At 58.4% G+C, this 1,627-nt stretch carries 3 protein-coding genes; 2 read left to right on the forward strand and 1 reads right to left on the reverse strand.

Annotated elements, in window-relative coordinates; all coding sequences use genetic code 11:
* The first annotated feature begins 324 nt into the window (after positions 1 to 324).
* Positions 325 to 558 carry a hypothetical protein gene (locus tag ACXJ7R_RS32025; RefSeq protein WP_457155302.1) on the forward strand — a complete coding sequence of 78 codons (234 nt, stop codon included), beginning with the start codon at positions 325 to 327 and terminating at the stop codon, positions 556 to 558.
* Between the two features lie 278 nt (positions 559 to 836).
* On the forward strand, positions 837 to 1,043 hold the full coding sequence (locus ACXJ7R_RS32030; protein WP_457155303.1) for a hypothetical protein: 207 nt from the start codon (positions 837 to 839) through the stop codon (positions 1,041 to 1,043).
* Positions 1,044 to 1,122: 79 nt separating this feature from the next.
* Here ACXJ7R_RS32030 and ACXJ7R_RS32035 read toward each other — a convergent pair whose 3' ends face one another.
* Positions 1,123 to 1,362 carry a hypothetical protein gene (locus ACXJ7R_RS32035; protein WP_095091359.1) on the reverse strand — a complete coding sequence of 80 codons (240 nt, stop codon included), beginning with the start codon at positions 1,360 to 1,362 and terminating at the stop codon, positions 1,123 to 1,125.
* Positions 1,363 to 1,627 lie beyond the last annotated feature (265 nt).

Consider the following 1,627-nt stretch of genomic DNA (forward strand, 5'->3'; position numbering starts at 1 on the left):
GTGGAAGGCATCGATCGCACCCATACCGAACATCGTCGTGATCCCACTACCAGACTACTGGACCATACGAACTGAAGTGGCTGCTCGCCCTGGCTGSTGTACCACGCTGCCGAAGTGCCTCCGCGCATCCGGCGCTTCTCCGAGGCCGCGGGCAACATCACAAAAGCTCGCCCGAGTAGGCAACGCAAATCGGTTTTTTAGCGACCGCGAAACCAAGCTCGCACTTCCGCGTTGAAGCTCATCCAACATGGAGCTCGACGAATGGATTCGGCAACTGCGGCAGTAATGCTTTTGCTTTCGTGCAGCCCGGGGAGAGAAGCTTCCGTGTGCAAACCCATCGATACGGCGTCGACGATGTACACATCGCTTGACCAGTGCCGGGCTTCCCTGTCGCGGAGGCTGGCAAGCTCTCCCAACGGCGCAATCGTCGGAAGGTGCAAGTCGATCGACCCCAACGTCACCGCATCCCTGCCTGCGCAATATACGACGGTCGTGGTCAAGCGAGGAATTGGGCAAGGCACCGTGACCAGCTATCTCGTGCCACGCGAGACGAAATGAAAAGAGGCGGTGCCGGAAGCGCGTGGCCGCTTGGCCACCCTGAAGATAATCCAGCAAAGGCAAAACCGGGCGACCTGCATCATCGATAATAAAGCAACTCGCCGGGGCAGCCCCAACGCCCTCCCCAGCGAGCCAGTTGCTCCGCGTAGAACGAGAAATGGAGCAACTGGAGCCCTATACGAACCCAGGCTCCAATAAGTTTCACCTCCAGCCATCCTGAAACCATTTTGTCGAACTTGCGTTGACGACCGGGGGCCGTCAGACCCAGGAGATATCCCATGACCGTCAACTGCCGCATCTCGATCGACAACCGGCCGGAAGCCACCGATGCCGTCTTCCAAGCGGTTCCCCGGATCGGCGAAAGCGTTTCGCTGTCGATCAACGGAAATGCGCAGGACCTGCGGGTATCGCGTGTGGTGCATGTGACGAATGGCACGCTGGAAGGTGCGGCGATCGTCGTCGAAGTGACGACCAGCATCCTGTAGGGGTCGAGAGCAGTCGGGTCCCGGCCTGTCAGCCGGCGCCCGCTGCCGTTTGCGACCAGCTGACCAGCTCAGTTGCGACCTACTCCTTGTCGCCCTCGGCAATCCCATTGCCGTCGGTGGGCAGGATTCCAAAATCCTGCGACTTCACCCCCTGCTCCGCCGTCAGGAACCCGTCCGAGGCCAGACCGCGCCGCAGCAGTTCCCTGACCGCAGCCGAGCGGCTCGGCATGCGCTTGTCATATCGCCAGTTCTCCAGCGCGGCCAGTTCGTCAGCCGTCAGCATGATCTGCAGTCGTTCGGGGCGTTCCAGTTCAGCCATGGCGCTTCCTCGCTCAAGACTAAGAATACGTTGAGTTAGTATCTGTCTCACTCAGCTTATAATTATGATAGGCCGCATTATGCGTCAAGACCCTGCGATGGGTGAACGACGTATCCCACACATGATAAGCATCAAACGCGGGCTGCGCATTTGTGTAACTATGCTAACCAACTGATTTAATTGAATATTTTATAGATTTCACTTGCCAGAAGCTCATGCCCGGCGCATGATGGAATCTGAACAGAAAACCGGTCCCTCTGGGAGG

The organism is Mesorhizobium sp. P5_C1, from assembly GCF_054049815.1.

Coding starts and splice junctions, on each gene's coding strand:
- ACXJ7R_RS32035 (WP_095091359.1), bottom strand. CDS start 1,362: ATGGCTGAACTGGAACGCCCCGAACGACTGCAGATCATGCTGACGGCT.
- ACXJ7R_RS32030 (WP_457155303.1), top strand. CDS start 837: ATGACCGTCAACTGCCGCATCTCGATCGACAACCGGCCGGAAGCCACC.